14 protein-coding genes are annotated in these 14,245 nt (G+C 69.4%); 3 read left to right on the top strand and 11 right to left on the bottom strand.

Features of this window, described 5'->3' with window-relative positions; all coding sequences use genetic code 11:
- Positions 1 to 118: 118 nt before the first annotated feature.
- The 3 genes from HUG10_RS05405 to cdd all read right to left on the bottom strand — a co-directional run bounded on the left by HUG10_RS05405 (position 119) and on the right by cdd (position 2,912).
- A complete protein-coding gene (locus tag HUG10_RS05405; protein WP_179168586.1) occupies positions 119 to 1,300 on the bottom strand; it encodes an NAD(P)/FAD-dependent oxidoreductase in 1,182 nt (393 codons plus the stop codon).
- Between the two features lie 153 nt (positions 1,301 to 1,453).
- Positions 1,454 to 2,275, bottom strand: a complete 822-nt coding sequence (locus HUG10_RS05400; protein WP_179168585.1) for a nucleoside phosphorylase — start codon at positions 2,273 to 2,275, stop codon at positions 1,454 to 1,456.
- Positions 2,276 to 2,480: 205 nt separating this feature from the next.
- Positions 2,481 to 2,912 carry a cytidine deaminase gene (gene cdd / locus HUG10_RS05395; protein WP_179168584.1) on the bottom strand — a complete coding sequence of 144 codons (432 nt, stop codon included), beginning with the start codon at positions 2,910 to 2,912 and terminating at the stop codon, positions 2,481 to 2,483.
- Positions 2,913 to 2,984: 72 nt separating this feature from the next.
- Here cdd and HUG10_RS05390 point away from each other — a divergent pair, with 72 nt between their 5' ends.
- Positions 2,985 to 3,266 carry a DUF7520 family protein gene (locus tag HUG10_RS05390; protein WP_179168583.1) on the top strand — a complete coding sequence of 94 codons (282 nt, stop codon included), beginning with the start codon at positions 2,985 to 2,987 and terminating at the stop codon, positions 3,264 to 3,266.
- A 36-nt stretch (positions 3,267 to 3,302) separates the two neighbouring features.
- Entirely contained in the window at positions 3,303 to 3,575 is a 273-nt protein-coding gene (locus HUG10_RS05385; protein ID WP_179168582.1) for a hypothetical protein, read from the top strand.
- A gap of 45 nt (positions 3,576 to 3,620) precedes the next feature.
- Here HUG10_RS05385 and HUG10_RS05380 read toward each other — a convergent pair whose 3' ends face one another.
- Together HUG10_RS05380 and HUG10_RS05375 are read right to left on the bottom strand one after the other, a co-directional pair.
- Complete coding sequence (locus tag HUG10_RS05380; RefSeq protein ID WP_179168581.1) at positions 3,621 to 4,205, bottom strand: GNAT family N-acetyltransferase; 585 nt, start codon at positions 4,203 to 4,205, stop codon at positions 3,621 to 3,623.
- Between the two features lie 128 nt (positions 4,206 to 4,333).
- Positions 4,334 to 5,146: an SDR family NAD(P)-dependent oxidoreductase gene (locus tag HUG10_RS05375; protein WP_179168580.1), complete on the bottom strand. Its 813-nt coding sequence runs from the start codon at positions 5,144 to 5,146 to the stop codon at positions 4,334 to 4,336.
- Between the two features lie 187 nt (positions 5,147 to 5,333).
- Here HUG10_RS05375 and HUG10_RS05370 point away from each other — a divergent pair, with 187 nt between their 5' ends.
- Positions 5,334 to 7,346 (top strand): AMP-binding protein, encoded by a 2,013-nt coding sequence (locus tag HUG10_RS05370; protein WP_179168579.1) that lies wholly within the window; start codon positions 5,334 to 5,336, stop codon positions 7,344 to 7,346.
- Position 7,347: 1 nt separating this feature from the next.
- On the opposite strand, the gene HUG10_RS05365 is transcribed toward HUG10_RS05370, so the two are convergent.
- The 6 genes from HUG10_RS05365 to dnaK form a co-directional block, all read right to left on the bottom strand.
- On the bottom strand, positions 7,348 to 8,121 hold the full coding sequence (locus HUG10_RS05365; protein WP_179168578.1) for an AMP-binding protein: 774 nt from the start codon (positions 8,119 to 8,121) through the stop codon (positions 7,348 to 7,350).
- A 105-nt stretch (positions 8,122 to 8,226) separates the two neighbouring features.
- Positions 8,227 to 8,526, bottom strand: coding sequence for a hypothetical protein (locus HUG10_RS05360; protein WP_179168577.1), 300 nt, complete (start codon positions 8,524 to 8,526; stop codon positions 8,227 to 8,229).
- Between the two features lie 134 nt (positions 8,527 to 8,660).
- Positions 8,661 to 9,143, bottom strand: coding sequence for a peroxiredoxin family protein (locus HUG10_RS05355; RefSeq protein ID WP_179168576.1), 483 nt, complete (start codon positions 9,141 to 9,143; stop codon positions 8,661 to 8,663).
- Between the two features lie 87 nt (positions 9,144 to 9,230).
- On the bottom strand, positions 9,231 to 10,616 hold the full coding sequence (locus tag HUG10_RS05350; protein ID WP_179168575.1) for a short-chain fatty acid transporter: 1,386 nt from the start codon (positions 10,614 to 10,616) through the stop codon (positions 9,231 to 9,233).
- A 54-nt stretch (positions 10,617 to 10,670) separates the two neighbouring features.
- The gene (gene dnaJ, locus HUG10_RS05345) at positions 10,671 to 11,837 is read right to left on the bottom strand and encodes a molecular chaperone DnaJ (protein ID WP_179168574.1); all 1,167 of its coding nucleotides are present in this window, start codon (positions 11,835 to 11,837) and stop codon (positions 10,671 to 10,673) included.
- 346 nt (positions 11,838 to 12,183) lie between these two features.
- Positions 12,184 to 14,106, bottom strand: coding sequence for a molecular chaperone DnaK (gene dnaK / locus HUG10_RS05340; protein ID WP_179168573.1), 1,923 nt, complete (start codon positions 14,104 to 14,106; stop codon positions 12,184 to 12,186).
- Between the last annotated feature and the right edge of the window lie 139 nt (positions 14,107 to 14,245).

Below are 14,245 nucleotides of genomic sequence, written 5' to 3'. Positions count from 1 at the left end.
AGTGACGAGGTTCGGGTGACGCGGGCTCTCCGGCCCCCCCTCCGAGCACGGCGGAGGACGGCTCCCCCGGTAATCGACGAGTTTCGAATCGACGAACGGATCGGTGACTCCTCCCGCGTTACATGTCGTTCCAGGCGCTGAGCCCGCGGCTCAGCGAGGAGACGGAGACGATCCAGCGCGTGGCGATCCCCTTCTTCAGGAGCTTCGCGCCCGGACCGCCGAAGGTGTTCATCGGGACGCCCTGCACGTCGTGGGCAACTGCCTTCTCACCGACCGAGATGACCGTCCCCTTGTCCTCGTGTCGCCACGAGCGGAGCGGCGCGCCCCGGACGGCCCGTGCGAGGTTCTCGCCGGCGACCTCGGCGGCCTGCCAGGCGGCCTGCGCGGTCGGCGGCGCGACCTCGTCCTCGCCCTGGTCGACGAGCGCCGTGTCGCCGATGGCGAACACGCGGTCGTCGCTCGTCTCGAACGTGGACTCGGCGAACACGCGGTTGGAGCGCTCGTCCTTCTCGAGGTCGACCTCGGCGATCTCCTCCTGACCGGTGATGCCGCCGGTCCACAGCAGGATATCGTACTCCAGTTCCTCCGGCTCCTCGTCCTCGCCGCCGCCGAGGTAGACCGTCTCCTCGTCGACCTTCGAGATGAAGTCGCCGGTGAGGATCTCGATGTCCTTCTCGAGGAGGCGCTTGCGGAGCGCGCCCTGCACCTCGGGATCGTTTCCGGGGAAGACCTCCTCCAGCCCCTCGACGAGCGTGATGTCGATCGGGGCGCGGGAGTCGTCGCGGTACTCCGCGATCTCGCCGGCCGACTGGATGCCCGAGAGGCCGGCGCCGCCGACGAGCACCCTCGCGGGCTCCATCTCCGTGGCGTCCTCCGCGGCGTCCGCGAGTTCGCGGTGGATCTCGCGCGCGTCGTCGAGCCCCTTCAGGGTGAGCGAGTGCTCGCGGAGGCCCTCGATGCCGTAGAACGCCGTCGCGGAGCCGACAGCCACGAGGAGGTAGTCGTACGGCACCTCCTCGCCGTCCTCGGTGAGGACCGTCTGCTCGTCGGTGTCGACGTCGGTGACGCGACCCTTCACGAACGCGGTGTCGTCGTCCTTGATCTCGTCGACCGGGATGGCGACCTTCGACTCGACCCCCGGGTCGCGGATGCAGCGGTGGACCTCGTGGAGCACGAGGTGGTAGTCGTGCTCGGAGACCCACGTCAGGTTCGCCTCGCCGGGTTCGATCTCGTCCTCGAACGCTTTGACGGCGCCCGCGCCGGCGTAGCCGGACCCGATGACGACGACGTTCGTACTCATGTGGTGCGATTTCCCGGCCGGGAATAAAGGGGTATTGAAACGGGTTCCAACTCCCAAACTCGCCGGAACCGCTCCGGTCGTGCGGTTTCGCGCGTCCTGTGGGAGGGTCTCATACCGCAATAGTCGGGGTCTAGACCTCCGTCGGTGGCTCGCTCACTCCAGCGACAGCCCGGCGTGCCAGCGGTCGACGCCCGCCTCCGCCTTCACGCGGTCCATCCGTGCGAGAAGCGCCGCGGCGAGGCTCGCACACTCGACCGCGCGCGACTCTCCCTCCGTACGGAACTCGCCGGTGACCCGGTTGGCGTAGACGGCACACACCGCCCCGGCCCGGAGGCCGTAGACGGTCGCGATGGTCATGATGGCGGAGGCCTCCATCTCGATGTTCTTCACGTTCGCCTCCCGGAGTTCGTCGACGAGCTCTTCCGACCCCGCCGCGCGGAACCCCTCGAACCCCGGCCGACCCTGGCCGGCGTAGAAGGAGTCCGCCGACATCGTCAGCCCGACGTGGTAGTCGTAGCCGAGCCGTTCCGCGGCGGCGACGAGCGCCGAGACGACCTCGTGGTCCGCCGTCGCCGGGTAGTCCTCCCGGACGTACTCCTTGCTCGTCCCCTCCTGGCGGACGGCCCCCGACGAGATGACGAGGTCGCCGACGGCCATCCCCTCCTGGATGGCGCCACAGGATCCGACCCGGATGAACGTGTCCACGCCGACGCGGGCCAGTTCCTCGACGGCGATAGCCGCGGACGGGGAGCCGATGCCCGTGGAGGTGACCGAGAGTCGCTCGCCGTCGTAGCTCCCTGTCGCGGTCCGGTACTCGCGGTGCTGGCCGACCTCCTTGGACTCGTCCCACAGCGCGGTCACCTTGTCCACGCGCTCTGGGTTGCCGGGCAACAGCACCGTGTCGGCCACGTCGTCGGGCCCGACCTCGACGTGGTACCCCACGTCGTCGTTCGGGTCCTCGCTCGCGTCGGTCATGACGGCGAGGTTCGGCGACGCGCGTGTTAGTCCTTCCGCGTCGCGCGTCCCGACCCTCCCCCGCGCTCTCGCCAGTCGGGAACGCGGGAGTACCGTAGAAGTCACTGCGTTCCTCGATTCGAACGAGCAAGAAGGGAGGCCGTCGTCCGTCGGAGGGGGAGTTCACGAAGCCGCCCGAAGGCGGGCCGTCGTTCACGCCCGTCCGCTACTCCTCCCGCCCGCGTGCCGCGTCGGCCTCCTCCAGCGTCTCCAGGCTGATGGTGTTCGGTAGGAGTTCCCCGAGCGCGTAGCTGGCGACGTCGTCGCCCTCGTCGCAGACGACCTCGACCTCGCCGTCGCAGAACTCCGCGAGCGTCTGGCGGCACATCCCGCAGGGCGTGACTCCGTCCCGGACCCCGGACGAGACGGCGACGCGCTCGAACTCGTCGTGACCGTTCTTCACGGCCTCGGCGATGGCGACCTCCTCGGCGTGCAGGGAGTTGGAGTAGTTCGCGTTCTCGATGTTGCAGCCGACGAAGACGGAGCCGTCGGCGGTCCGGACGGCGGCGCCGACGGGGTACTCCGAGTACGGGACGTAGGCGTCCGCGAGGGCCTCGCGTGCCCGGACCAGCAGGGGGTCGTCGCTCGGGTCGGTCATGGTATCGAACCCATCCGGTCCGGACACATAAATCCCGACAGACCCTTGCGGGGGCCGGTCCAAGCCCGGAACGTGGCGAACCAGACCGACCGACACGACGGCGACGTGGGGACCGGCGTCGACGGCAGGCCGTACCTCCTCGGTGCTGCTGGGGTGGTGACGCTGTTCGCGGCCGCTGCGGGCTACGTGGTCGCCGCGAACAACGCCGTCGACGCGGTGACGGTGTTCGGACTCGTCCGGCTTCCCGGGGCGCCAGCGGCGATGGCGCTGTACGGCGCCGTCCTGTCGCTGATCGTCCTCGGCGTCCTCTTCGGCCTCGTCTCGGTCGTCTCCCGGTACGAGGAGGCGCCGTAGCGGACGCCTTTTGTGTCCCGGTGGCGGACGTCGGATATGGCCACGACGCCGGAGGAGGACGCCGACGTCAGGGCGGGCGAACCGGACGGGGAGGGGACCGCCCCCGACGACGTGCCGGGCGGCCGAAACCGGAAGCGCGGGGTGCTGGCGACGCTCCCGTTCCTCGGCATCGGCCTCGCCGACATCGTCCTCCTGCTCTTCTGGGGGATCGAGCCGCTGTGGGGCTTCGCCATCCTCCCGCCCATCCTGTTCTGCTCGGTGCTCGCGTACATCGTGTTCTCGACGGACTTCCTCCACGACCGAACGTGAGGTGACGGGACCACGACCGACCGCGGTCGTCCGCGGGAACGCGCGCTACCGTCCGGTGTCGTACTTGTAGGTCGCCTCGTCCGGATCGATCCCGAAGTCCTCGGGGGTATCCTCCGGCTCGGGCTCCGGCTCACCGGCCGCGGGCGACGCGTTCTTGAACTGCTCGCGGAGATGGTCGGGCATCTCGAAGGCCGACCGGTCCAGCGCGAGCGGGACGGCGTCGGGCTGGTCCTCCCGAACGCGGTCGAGCCGGTCGCGCATGGGTTCCGGCAGCGCGTCCTCGTCGACGCGTTCGAAGCCGAACCGCGTCAGGTAGTCCGGCGTCTCGGTGAAACAGAACAGGACGTCGAAGCCGTCGTCGCCCGCCTCGCCGACGAGGCGTTCGAGGACGTGCGCGCCGACGCCCTGCCCGCGCCACGCCTCCAGCACGCCGATGCTCGTCAGCTCGCAGAACTCGCCCTCGTCGGTCTTGTGGATCCTGAAGCGGCCGAAGCCGGCCCGCTCGTTGCTCCCCTCGTCGACCGCGATGACGTAGTCGCGGGACCGGAAGGAACCCTCGTCCAACCCCATCTCCTCGATGTGGTCGAGCAGCCAGACCTCGTCCCGGTTCCTGGCATCACGGACGTACATACACCCCTCTACGCCCCGGGGTGGAAAGTCGTTTTGGGGAACTGGGAGGTCGGCGGTGGGGGAGCCTGCGACGCAGGGCGGACTGCGACCCGAACGCGCCCGGGAGGTGGCGGGTAACGGGCGGGCGACTATCGGGCGGTCCAGCCGCCGTCGACCGAGAGGCAGGCCCCAGTGACGTACGAGGCGGCCCCGGAGGCGAGGAAGACGACCGGGGCGGCGACCTCCTCGGGCTCCGCGAACCGGCCGAGCGGCGTCCGCGCGAGGACCGAGTCGCGCAGGTCCTCGTCGTCCGCGATGCCCTGGGTCAACCCGGTAAGGACGTAGCCCGGCGCCACGGCGTTCACGCGGACGTCCGGCGCCCAGTCCAGCGCCATGCTCCTCGTCACCCCGACGAGTCCGTGCTTCGAGGCGACGTACGGGTGCTGGCGCGGGAGGCCGACCAGGCCGCCGACGCTGGCGACGTTCACGAGCGCGCCGCCGCCGTCCGCGCGGAGCGCCTCCGCTGCAGCGCGGGCGCACCTGAGGGCCCCTTCCAGGTTGACGTCGAGGGTCGTCCTGGTCCCCGCCTCCGTCGTCGCCTCCGGCGTTCCGAGCGCGTCGCGCGGGTTGACGCCGGCGTTGTTCACGACGACGTCCAGCCGTCCGAACTCGTCCTCGACGGCCCCCACCAGGTCCACCACGGCGTCGGGGTCGGTCACGTCGGTCGGCCGGGCCAGCGAGTCGGCGCCCGTCGACTCCACCGCCGAGACCGCGTCGTCGACGTCCTCGGCCGTCCGGGAGGTCGGGACCACGTCGGCGCCGGCGCGTGCCAGACCGAGGGAGATCGCCCGACCGATGCCCCGCGTCCCGCCGGTCACGACGGCGACGCGACCGGAGAGGTCGAGCGCCGTCGCGGGGTCGAACGCCGGTTCGCCGTCGGGGTCCGCTTCGGATCCGTCCATGTCGGCGGGTCGTGCGCCCGCGGCTTCGTTCTTGTCCACGGATACCCGTTCCTCGATCGAGCCCTGTCCGCCGGGCCGTCCTCGACGACGTGGTCGGTAGGTCGTCCCCGTGCTCCGATTCCGCGTTTCGCTTCGGGCAAGTTTTCCGAAAACCTACTTATCCCTCACCGGAGAACCCACAACCGAGATGGCGCCCACCGAGGTCGACACGGACGAAGTGGTCCACGAACCCGACGAGGCGTTCGCCGAGGCCACCAACGTCCGTCAGTTCATGCGGGAGTACGGCATCGAGGACTACGACGCCCTCATCGAGCGGACGTGCACGGGCGTCGAGGGCGTCGAGGAGTCCGGCGTCGACTGGTTCTGGGACGAACTGGTCGACTACCTCGGAATCGAGTTCTACGAGGAGTACGACGCGGTGCGGGACGACACCGACGGCCCGCAGTTCACCGACTGGTACCCCGGCGGGGAGCTCAACATCGCGCACAACGTCCTCGACCGCCACGCGGCCACGGACGCGGCGGCGCGGAACAGCGTGGCGTGCATCTGGGAGGGCGAACCCGGCGACGAGCGCCACGTCACCTACCACGACCTCCACCGGGGGGCCAACAGGGTCGCGAACTACCTCGAATCGGTCGGCGTGGAGACCGGCGACACGGTCGGGCTGTACATGGCGATGGTGCCCGAGGTCATCGCCATCCTCTACGGCTGTTTCAAGGTCGGAGCCATCGCGGTCCCCATCTTCTCCGGCTTCGGAACGGACGCGACCGCGACCCGCATCTCCGACTCAGAGTGCTCGGTGCTGTTCACCGGCGACGGCTTCTACCGCCGCGGGGGCGAGGTCCTCCTGAAGGACACCGCCGACGAGGCCATCGACGAGGCCGGTCACGTCGAGCACGCTGTGGTCTACGACCGGCTCGGGGCCCGCGATGGCGACGTGGAGATCCCCTGGAACGACGACCGCGACGAGTGGTGGGACGACGCGGTGGCGTCGCAGTCGAGCGCGTACGAGACGAAGTCGCTCCCCTCGGACCAGGAGTCGATGCTGCTGTACTCCTCCGGGACGACGGGGACGCCGAAGGGCATCGTCCACACCCACGCCGGCATCCAGATGCAGTGCGCGAAGGAGCTCCACTTCGGCTTCGACCACAAGCCGGAGGACCGCTTCTTCTGGGTGTCGGACATCGGCTGGATGATGGGGCCGTGGACGCTCGTCGGGAACCACACGTTCGGGGGGACGGTGTTCATGTACGAGGGCGCGCCCGACCACCCCGGTCCCGACCGCTTCTGGGACATGATCGAGCGCCACGGCCTCACCGCCTTCGGCATCTCCCCCACGGCCATCCGGGCGCTCCGAAAGCACGGCGACGCGAACGTCGACGAGTACGACCTCTCCAGCCTGCGCCTGCTCGGCTCGACCGGCGAGCCGTGGGACCCCGAGAGCTGGCAGTGGTTCTACGACAACGTCGGCGGCGGAAACTGCCCCATCATCAACATCTCCGGGGGCACCGAGATCTGCGGTTGCTTCCTGATGCCGATGCCCGACCGGCCGCTCAAGCCCTGCACGCTAGGCGGGCCGGGGCTCGGGATGGACATCGACATCGTCGACGCCGACGGGAACTCGATCGCCGACGGCCACGAGCGCGGCTACCTCGTCGCACGCGACTCCTGTCCGAGCATGACCAAGAGCCTCTGGTCGGGCGACGAGCGCTACCTGGCGGAGTACTGGTCGACGTTCGAGGACCCGCCGCTGTGGAACCACGGCGACTGGGCCCAGAAGGACGAGGACGGCTTCTGGTTCCTCCACGGGCGCGCCGACGACACGCTCAACGTCGCCGGACGGAAGATCGGCCCCGCCGAGATCGAGGGCGTGCTCATCGACCACGACGCGGTGAACCAGGCCGCGGCGGTCGGCGTCCCCGACGAGACGACTGGCACCGCGGTCGTCGCCTACGTCGTCGTGGAGGACGAAATCGAGCCGAGCGACGAGCTCCGCGACGAACTGGTCGCGCTCGTCGGCGAGGAGCACGGCAAGCCGTTCCGCCCGCGCGAACTCCTGTTCGTCGAGGAGTTCCCCAAGACGCAGTCGGGCAAGATCATCCGCCGGGCCATCTCGGCGGTCCACGAGGGCGAGGACCCCGGCGACCTCTCCTCAATGGAGAACCCCGGGTCGCTGGAGAAGTTGAGGGAGGCCTCCTGAGTCACGGCCGGAGCGAGTCGAGCTGGAGGACCCGGCGCTCGGAGGTAGGTCGGTCATCCGCGACCGGGCGGCCGTCCGTGATCGCAGCCGTCGCCGACGGTTCGTTCCCGTCCTCGTCCGGGAGACAGATGCACCCCCCGACGAGCAGCGGCGCGAGCACGCCGGCCGCGACTGCGTACGGGTCCGCGAGCGACGCGTGCAGCGCCAGGTTCGAGCCCCCGTCCAATTCTAGCCGTTCGACGGCGTCGCGAGCGACCACCAGGAGGTCCCGGTGGGAGAACTGTTCGACTCCGCCGTCGTCCTCGGCCGCGAGCACCGGGTCGGTGGGCTCGACGTCGGTCGGCGGGAACGCCGGGTTCTCGCTCCACACCTCGCCCTCCCAGTGAGTCGTCGTCGCGCGCTCGGGCGCCCCTCCGAAGGCGACCAGTCGCGACCCCGGCGGGAGGTCGAACTCGTCCTCGCGGTCGGCGTGGACGACGGCCGCGCGGGCGTCGGTACCCGGTTCCGCGCGGAACTCCGTCACGGCGCCCAGCATCGCCGCCCCGAGGAACGTCAGCACGGGTTCGGGGAGGGGGAGCGGTTCGACGGCGACGCGATCGCCCGCGCGGACGCCGTGGTGGCTGAGGACGTTTCCGACCTTGTACGCCGTCGTACAGAGGTCGCGGTAGCTGATCGTCCGGTCGGGGGCGGCGGCGTGCAGCGCGGGCGACCCGTCCCGCCGGTCGCGCGCGAGGAGGTCGCCGACGAGCGCAGCGTCGGCCTCCGGTTCGGGCATGCGACCCGGTTGGGTGGAGGGGGCAAAGAGTCGGTCGGACCAGGAACGGGGCCGTGCCGGACGGGGAGTCGATCGGTGGGTCGTCGCGGGAAGCGAGGAGGGGGCCTACGGGCCGCCCCCAGCGCCGTCCGGCGTCTCCGACAGGAGCGATTCCGCGTGCTCCCGCAGCGACCCCGTCAGGTCCCCGTCGTCGACGAGCGCCTCGAGCGTCGATTTGCACTGTGGATGGGCGAGGCCATCCAGCGCCTCCTCGCGGTACTGCTCCTCGAGGTCCTCCCTCGTGACGATTTCGGCCAGGCTGTCGCACTCGTTCGCGGTCTCGAGGACGCCGATCGCCTGCAGACGCGCCTCGCTGTCGCTGGACTCGTCGACCGCCGTCTCGAAGTTCTCCTCCGGCGTGCTCATGCAATCGTGACAATTCGGTCGCCACCGCATTATTCGCCGGGGCCACCTTCTGGTCCGCTGTCACCTCCGTGAACGTCTCTGACTCCTGCATCGAGTCACAGCGGGAAAGGCGAATCTGGGACGAGTCGGCCGGTTCACTCCCCGAACGGGTCCTCGTACTCGTTCCGGATGAAGTACCGGACCCAGTTCCCGTACGTCCGGTCCGCGGGGTGGTCGGCGACCTGCTCGTACCGAACGGTTCCCTCCTCGTCGACGACGTAGGTCGCGGCGACACCGGTGACCCCGTGGCTCGTCTGCTCGGTGCCGCTGTACCGTTCGGCGACCTCGCCGGCCGGGTCGGCGAGCAGCTGGAAGTCGAGGTCGAACCGGTCCCGCATCTCCCGGAGTTTCGGAACGGTGTCGGTCACGACGGGGAGCACGTCGACGTCGTCGTTGAACCAGAGGTCGTAGGCGACCCCGTCGAACGTTTCGAGCTGTTCGGCACAGAAACTGCACCAGTGACCCCGGTTTACCAGCACGATTGCCGGCCCCGATTCGAGCGTCTCCGAGAGCGTGACCGTTCCGCCCGCGGTGCTCTCGAGTGTGAACTCCGGTGCGGATTCGCCTTCGAGTGTCATCACATCGGACGTGTCGACGCGCCCGAAAAGCGGTTGGGCGGTATCGTAGGAGCGCCGCACTCCCGGTCCGCAGTCGATCGGGTCCGTTTAGTAGGGGACGAACGTGAGCGCGATCGCCAGGAAGGGGATGAGCAGCAGCAGCATCGCCATCCCGTAGCCGAAGATGTCCCGCGCGCGCATCCCGGTGATACCGAGCAGGGGGAGCGCCCAGAACGGCTGGAACAGGTTCGTGTGGGCGTCGCCGACGGCGTAGGCGACCGTCGCCTTGCCGACCGGGACGCCGAGTTCCTGCGCGGCCGCGAGGATGGTCGGGCCGACGACCGTCCACTCGCCGCCGCCGGAGGGGACGAACATGTTGATGACGCCGGCGGTGAGCCACGCGATGACGGGGAACGTCGTCGGCGTCGCCACGTTCACCAGCGCGTTAGCCAGCGTGTCGGTCAGCCCGGACCCGTTCATCATCCCGATGATTCCCGCGTAGAACGGGAACTGGAGGATGATGCCGCCCGTCGCGGTGACGGCGTCGTAGAACTGCTCCTGGTAGGCGCGCGGACGAGTGAACAGCAGCAGGCCGACGAACATGAACGCGAAGTTGACGACGTTGAGGTTGAGCGCGTTCAGCCCCTCCTGGGCGAACGTCCAGACGGAGAAGAGGACGCCGGTGAGCGCGATGAGCCCGCCGACGAGCCGGCTCTGGTCGATGGCGTCCGCGGGCGTCTCGATGGCCGGCCCCGTCTCGCCGGCGGTCTCGCCCAGTTCGTCCTCGTCGAGGTATTCCTCGATGCCCTCCGCGTGCTCGGGGCTGGGGGCGAGCAGGTACAGCACGAGCGAGGCGTAGACGATGGCGAGCACAGTCAGCGTGAGCGAGTACCCCGAGAACACCGTCTGCGAGATGGGGACGAGCGAGTCGAGCACGCCCTGCTCGATGAACACGTTGTTCGGCGTGTTGATGAGCAGCGGCGCGGAGCCGGCGAGCCCCCAGTGCCACGTCAGTCCGAGCCCCATGTAGCCCGCGATGCACAGCAGCGGGTAGTGGACGGAGATGTCGCGCCGGTACGCCTGTCGGCCGACCTCCCGGGCGACGACGGCGCCCACGATGAGCCCCATCCCCCACTGGATCCACGAGGCGACCATCGCCACGACGCCGACGAGGACGACCGCGCCGGCCCCCGAGTTCGGGATCCCGGCGAGCCGTCCGATGAGGCTCTGGACGCGCGGATGGTACGCGATGACGTACCCGGTCACGAGGATGAGCACCATCTGCATCCCGAAGGTGAGCAGCGCCCAGAAGCCGTCGTACCAGTGGCCGACCATCGCGACCGGCCCCTCGCCCTGCAGCAGGACGCCGGCGACGAAGACGATGTAGCTCAACAGGATCGCGAACAGGAACGGGCTCGGCATCCACCGCTCGACGGTCGCCGCGAGCCCGCGTCCGAACCGCTGTACGACAGTTCCTCCGTTACGTGTTGACATCCGCCGGGAAACTCGCAGGAGGTGTTATAAAAACACCGACGGACGGCGAGGCGGTCAGAAGGAGTTCTTGATCTTCTCGAAGAAGCCCTCGCTCACGTCGATCTCCTCGCCGCCGGCCTCCGCGAACGTCTTCAGCGCCTCGCGCTGTTCGTCGCTGAGTTCCTCGGGCGTGACGACCTGCACCTGGACGTAGAGGTCGCCGTTCCCCCGGCCGCGCAGGCGGGGCATCCCCTTCCCGCGCAGGCGGAACGTCTCGCCCGACTGGGTTCCGGCGGGCACCTCGAACTCTACGGCACCGTCGAGCGTCTCGAGTTCGACCGTGTCGCCGAACGTCGCCTGCGGGAACGAGATGGGCTGGGTGAGCTGCAGGTCGGCGCCGTCGCGGTCGAACCGTTCGTCCTCCTCGACCCGGATCTCGATGAGCAGGTCGCCGTCACGCGCGCCGGGTTCGCCGGGCGCGCCCTCGCCCTCCATCCGGAGGCTCTGGCCGTCGCGGATGCCCGCCGGCACGTCGATGGTGAGCGTGGATTCCTCGCGGACGACGCCGCCGCCGTCACACCGCGCGCAGTCCTCGGAGTACAGTTCGCCCTCGCCCTCGCAGCGCGGGCAGGCCGCGGTCTGCTGGACGCGCCCGAGCGGTGTCTGCTGGACCTGGGTCACCTGCCCCTGTCCGTTGCACTCGGGACACGTCTGCACGTCGGCCTCGGGCGGGTGGCCCGACCCGTCGCACTCGGGACACCGCTGGGGTCGCGCCGCGGTGAACTGCTTCGAGACGCCCTCGTACGCCTCCTCCAGCGTGATGTCGAGACTCGTCCGGAGGTCCTTGCCCGGCCGCGGGCCGCCCCGCCCCCGACCGCCGCCGCCGAAGAACTCCTCGAAGATGTCGCCGAGACCGCCCATGCCGCCGCCGCCCATTCCGCCACCCATGCCGCCGAACGGGTCGCCGCCCATGCCGCCTGCGCCGCCGCGGCCGCCGTCGAAGCCGCCGCGCTTCTCCGCCTGTTCGAAGCGGTCGTGGCCCATCTGGTCGTACGCCTGGCGCTTCTCGCCGTCGGCGAGCACCTCCTTGGCCTTCTTGACCTTCTTGAACTTCTCCTCGGCGTCCGGCTCGTCGCTCACGTCGGGGTGGTACTCCGTCGCCTTCTGGCGGTACGCCTGCTTGATCTCGTCCTCGGAGGCGTCGCGCGAGACCCCCAGAACCTCGTAGAAGTCCTCGCTCATGGTCGTGTTGTAGGTCCTATGTCCGTCGGCCTATTTGAAACGCGTGACTCGCGGTTTTCGTCGTTTGTTGGTTCGTCGGGCTTTCCCGCTCCGCAACTTGACTCGCCAAGCAGACCACTACTGCTTGGCGTGATGAGAGCCACGACCTCCCCAGCCGATTCGCTCGTCGCTACCGCTCCTCACTCATCCCTCGCGCGACGACGGCGGGCACTACCTGGGACCTTCGGTCCCATGAGTTCACCCTCGCTCACTGCGTTCGCTCGCGTGAACGCAGGCCCGCCGCCGCGCGCCACCGCATCGGCTATCGAATCGAGCGAAGCAGGGAGGAAAGCCGGGTGTGGCGGCGTTACTCGTCGTCGGAGTCGCCGTCCTCGTCTACGTCCTCGAAGTCGGCGTCGACGTACTCCTCGTCGTCGCCCTCGGCGCCGGCGGCGCCGCCGGGACCGGCCCCGCCGCCCATGCCGCCCGGACCGGTGCCCGCAGCGCCGCCGGCCCCGCCGGGTCCGGCCTGGGCCTGCTGGGCCTGCTGCTGGTACATCTGCTTGCCGATCTCCTGGAGCTCCGTCGAGAGCTCCTCGGTCGCGTCGCGGAGCTCCTCGGTCTCGGCGTCCTCGTCCGCGAGGACCTCCTCGAGGTCCTCGATGGCGTCCTCGATGTCGGCCCGGAGGTCGTCGTCGACCTGCTCCTCGTTCTCCTCGAGCAGGGAGTTCGCGCGCTGGACCGCGCTCTCGGCCTCGTTCCGCGCCTCGATGTGCTCGCGGCGCGCCTCGTCCTCCTCGGCGTGCTGCTCGGCCTCCTCCTGCATCTGCTCGATCTGCTCGTCGGAGAGGCCGGCGCCGCCCTCGATGGTGATCGACTCGGCGTTGCCCGAGCCCTGGTCCTCCGCCTCGACGTTGACGATGCCGTTCTCGTCGATGTTGAACGACACCTCGATCTGGGGCGTGCCGGCGGGCGCGGGCGGGATGCCCGACAGCTGGAACTCGCCGAGCAGTTCGTTCTCCTCGGCGATCTCGCGCTCGCCCTGGAACACGCGGACCTGGACCGACGTCTGGTTCGCGGCCGCCGTGGTGAACACCTTCGACTCCTCCGTCGGGATGGTGGTGTTCTTGTCGATGAGCCGCTCGAACAGCCCGCCCTTCACCTCGATGCCGAGCGAGAGCGGCGTCACGTCGAGCAGGACGAGGTCGTCGACGTCGCCCGAGAGCACGCCGCCCTGAATGGCCGCGCCGAGCGCGACGGCCTCGTCCGGGTTGACGTTCTTCCGGGGCTCGACGCCGAGCACGTCCTCGACCTTCTCCTGGACCTGCGGCATCCGGGTCGACCCGCCGACGAGGATGACCTCGTCGATGTCGTCGGCGTCGTAGCCCGCGTCCGAGAGTGCCTGCTCGGTCGGCCCGACGGTGCGCTCGACGAGGTCCGAGGTGATCGACTCGAACGTCGCGCGCGTCAGTTCGGTCTCGAGGTGGACCGGGCCCGAGTCGGTCGCGGTGATGAACGGGAGGTTGATGTTCGTCTGCTTGCGCGAGGAGAGCTCGATCTTCGCCTCCTCGGCGGCGTCCTTCAGCCGCTGGAGCGCCTGTCGGTCCTCGCGGAGGTCGATGCCGTGCTCGTTCTGGAACTCCTCGGCGAGGTGGTCGATGACCGCCTCGTCCCAGTCGTCGCCGCCGAGGTCGTTGTCACCGTTCGTGGCGACGACCTCGTACACGCCCCCGCCGAGATCGAGCACGGAGACGTCGAAGGTGCCCCCGCCCAGGTCGTAGACGAGAACCGTCTGGTCGGAGTCGTCGTCGAGCCCGTAGGCCATCGACGCGGCGGTCGGCTCGTTGACGATGCGCTCGACGTCGAAGCCGGCGATCTCGCCGGCGTCCTTCGTCGCCTGGCGCTGTTTGTCGTTGAAGTACGCGGGCACCGTGATGACGGCCTTCTCCACGTCGTCGCCGAGGTACTCCTCCGCGTCGCGCTTGATCTTCTGGAGGATCATCGCCGAGAGCTGCTCGGGCGTGTAGTCCTCGCCGTCGATCTCGACGGTGTAGCCGTCCTCGCCCATGTGTCGCTTGATGGACTGGATCGTCCGATCGGGGTTCTGGACGGCCTGGTTCTTCGCCGGCTTCCCGACGAGACGCTCGCCGTCCTCGGAGAACGCGACCACCGACGGCGTGGTTCTGTCGCCCTCGCCGTTCACGATTATCTCGGGGTCGCCACCCTCCATCACCGCGAACGCGGAGTTCGTCGTTCCGAGGTCGATCCCCAGAATCTTGTCACTCGCCATGTTGTCACCAACTACGCGGCCCGATTCCGTTAAAGGTTACTAGTCAGCGTGCCGGTCGTGCGAATCGCGGGTCGCTCACGTCTTGCGGTTTTCCCCCACTGCCGGGGCGCGAGTGACAAACCTTATCACGAACCGCGAT

It is taken from the genome of Halorarum halophilum, from assembly GCF_013401515.1.
Lineage (GTDB): Archaea > Halobacteriota > Halobacteria > Halobacteriales > Haloferacaceae > Halorarum > Halorarum halophilum.
The sequence above is the reverse complement of the archived record's forward strand: the minus strand, read 5'-3'. Positions and strand labels throughout refer to the sequence as shown.

What these genes read in the sequence shown, in the direction of transcription:
- HUG10_RS05405 (WP_179168586.1), bottom strand. Translation starts at nt 1,300, where the DNA reads ATGAGTACGAACGTCGTCGTCATCGGGTCCGGCTACGCCGGCGCGGGC.
- HUG10_RS05400 (WP_179168585.1), bottom strand. Translation starts at nt 2,275, where the DNA reads ATGACCGACGCGAGCGAGGACCCGAACGACGACGTGGGGTACCACGTC.
- cdd (WP_179168584.1), bottom strand. Translation starts at nt 2,912, where the DNA reads ATGACCGACCCGAGCGACGACCCCCTGCTGGTCCGGGCACGCGAGGCC.
- HUG10_RS05385 (WP_179168582.1), top strand. Translation starts at nt 3,303, where the DNA reads ATGGCCACGACGCCGGAGGAGGACGCCGACGTCAGGGCGGGCGAACCG.
- HUG10_RS05380 (WP_179168581.1), bottom strand. Translation starts at nt 4,205, where the DNA reads ATGTACGTCCGTGATGCCAGGAACCGGGACGAGGTCTGGCTGCTCGAC.
- HUG10_RS05375 (WP_179168580.1), bottom strand. Translation starts at nt 5,146, where the DNA reads ATGGACGGATCCGAAGCGGACCCCGACGGCGAACCGGCGTTCGACCCC.
- HUG10_RS05370 (WP_179168579.1), top strand. Translation starts at nt 5,334, where the DNA reads ATGGCGCCCACCGAGGTCGACACGGACGAAGTGGTCCACGAACCCGAC.
- HUG10_RS05365 (WP_179168578.1), bottom strand. Translation starts at nt 8,121, where the DNA reads ATGCCCGAACCGGAGGCCGACGCTGCGCTCGTCGGCGACCTCCTCGCG.
- HUG10_RS05360 (WP_179168577.1), bottom strand. Translation starts at nt 8,526, where the DNA reads ATGAGCACGCCGGAGGAGAACTTCGAGACGGCGGTCGACGAGTCCAGC.
- HUG10_RS05355 (WP_179168576.1), bottom strand. Translation starts at nt 9,143, where the DNA reads ATGACACTCGAAGGCGAATCCGCACCGGAGTTCACACTCGAGAGCACC.
- HUG10_RS05350 (WP_179168575.1), bottom strand. Translation starts at nt 10,616, where the DNA reads ATGTCAACACGTAACGGAGGAACTGTCGTACAGCGGTTCGGACGCGGG.
- dnaJ (WP_179168574.1), bottom strand. Translation starts at nt 11,837, where the DNA reads ATGAGCGAGGACTTCTACGAGGTTCTGGGGGTCTCGCGCGACGCCTCC.
- dnaK (WP_179168573.1), bottom strand. Translation starts at nt 14,106, where the DNA reads ATGGCGAGTGACAAGATTCTGGGGATCGACCTCGGAACGACGAACTCC.